This window comes from Photobacterium sp. 270122K, assembly GCF_059941365.1.
In genome coordinates this window covers 1-1,412 of sequence record NZ_JBPOEN010000023.1, presented here as the reverse complement: position 1 = coordinate 1,412, position 1,412 = coordinate 1, and the positions used below count along the sequence as shown (strand labels likewise).

General features: G+C 52.7%; 1 rRNA gene. It reads left to right on the top strand.

The features are described from left to right. Positions 1-1,393: ribosomal RNA gene (locus ACSF8W_RS23470) — 23S ribosomal RNA — on the top strand; the annotation flags it as partial. Positions 1,394-1,412: the final 19 nt, after the last annotated feature.

Sequence of the window (1,412 nt, the reverse complement as noted above, 5' to 3'; positions counted from 1 at the left end):
CTGAGATACGATGTCGAGACACTACGGTGTTGAAGTCATTGATGCCATGCTTCCGGGAAAAGCTTCTAAGCTTCAGGTTATAAGAAATCGTACCCCAAACCGACACAGGTGATCAGGTAGAGAATACCAAGGCGCTTGAGAGAACTCGGGTGAAGGAACTAGGCAAAATGGTACCGTAACTTCGGGAGAAGGTACGCTCCTAGCGGTGATGAGACTTGCTCTCTAAGCTGCCGGGAGTCGCAGATACCAGGTGGCTGCAACTGTTTATTAAAAACACAGCACTGTGCAAAATCGAAAGATGACGTATACGGTGTGACGCCTGCCCGGTGCCGGAAGGTTAATTGATGGGGTTAGACTTCGGTCGAAGCTCTTGATCGAAGCCCCGGTAAACGGCGGCCGTAACTATAACGGTCCTAAGGTAGCGAAATTCCTTGTCGGGTAAGTTCCGACCTGCACGAATGGCGTAATGATGGCCACGCTGTCTCCACCCGAGACTCAGTGAAATTGAAATCGCAGTGAAGATGCTGCGTACCCGCGGCTAGACGGAAAGACCCCGTGAACCTTTACTACAGCTTGGCACTGAACATTGACCCTACATGTGTAGGATAGGTGGGAGGCTTTGAAGCAGTCACGCTAGTGATTGTGGAGCCGTCCTTGAAATACCACCCTTGTCGTGTTGATGTTCTAACGTCGCCCCCTTATCGGGGGTGCGGACAGTGCCTGGTGGGTAGTTTGACTGGGGCGGTCTCCTCCCAAAGAGTAACGGAGGAGCACGAAGGTGGGCTAATCACGGTCGGACATCGTGAGGTTAGTGCAATGGCATAAGCCCGCTTGACTGCGAGAATGACAATTCGAGCAGGTGCGAAAGCAGGTCATAGTGATCCGGTGGTTCTGTATGGAAGGGCCATCGCTCAACGGATAAAAGGTACTCCGGGGATAACAGGCTGATACCGCCCAAGAGTTCATATCGACGGCGGTGTTTGGCACCTCGATGTCGGCTCATCACATCCTGGGGCTGAAGTCGGTCCCAAGGGTATGGCTGTTCGCCATTTAAAGTGGTACGCGAGCTGGGTTTAGAACGTCGTGAGACAGTTCGGTCCCTATCTGCCGTGGGCGTTGGATGATTGAGAGGGGCTGCTCCTAGTACGAGAGGACCGGAGTGGACGAACCTCTGGTGTTCGGGTTGTCACGCCAGTGGCATTGCCCGGTAGCTAAGTTCGGAATCGATAAACGCTGAAAGCATCTAAGCGTGAAGCGAGCCTCAAGATGAGTCATCCCTGAACCTATAAGGTTCCTAAAGGGTTGTTGGAGACTACGACGTAGATAGGCAGGGTGTGTAAGCGCTGTGAGGCGTTGAGCTAACCTGTACTAATTGCCCGTGAGGCTTAACCATACAACACCCAAGGGGTTTT